Source organism: Oleiphilus sp. HI0128 (assembly GCF_001635365.1).
Genome location: NZ_LWGG01000359.1, coordinates 1 through 702, shown reverse-complemented (window position 1 = coordinate 702; position 702 = coordinate 1). Strand labels below are relative to the sequence as shown.

Below are 702 nucleotides of genomic sequence, written 5' to 3'. Positions count from 1 at the left end.
AAGGACTTACAACAAGCCTGGCAAAAGGTTGGCATCACGCCTTATAAGAAAGAAAGAGAGCTTTGGCAAGCATTTCGCGCAATTTGCGACCAGATATTTGCCCGCCGCGACCAAGTTCGCAATGAAAAGAAAGAAGAGGCGAATAAGGCTTCAAACGCAGCGAACGAGCTTCTATCTCGTATCGAATCTGAACTCGATTCCCTAAGCGATACCAACCTTAGCGAACTCAAAGCCAGATTAAGCGAGTACCGTAAAGAATATAAGTCCCTACCTTCAGTACAAGGCAAAGCTCTGGAAAAAATTCAAAATCGTTTTGAAGCTTTACTCAAAAAACTTAAGCAACTTATCGCTGGCCAAGAAAACAGGCAGCACCTATTAGCTTGGCAAGAAGTACAGCGTAAGGCTAAGCTCTGTAGAGAGGTCTATCACAATAATACTCAGGCCGATGCGAGCCTTGATGATGAGTTTGCCTCGCAACTTGAGCTTCCTAAAGCTCAGGAAGATACTCTTAAAACTTTATGGATCTCTGTCAAAGCTGGTTCNGTAAGTCCCGAGCGTTGCGTGACACTTCAAGAGGCACGTTCTTTGTGTATAGCTTGTGAGATCGCTGCAGGTATCGAGTCTCCCGGAAGCTTCTACGCGCTGCACGTTCACCTCCAAGTTAGCAGTCTTTCAGAAGGAATGTCTTCATCAGGTGAAAAC

General features: G+C 45.4%; 1 protein-coding gene. It reads left to right on the top strand.

Annotated elements, in window-relative coordinates; translation table 11 throughout:
- Positions 1-702: DUF349 domain-containing protein (locus A3763_RS04510; protein ID WP_156494909.1), on the top strand; the 702-nt coding region annotated here is incomplete at both ends.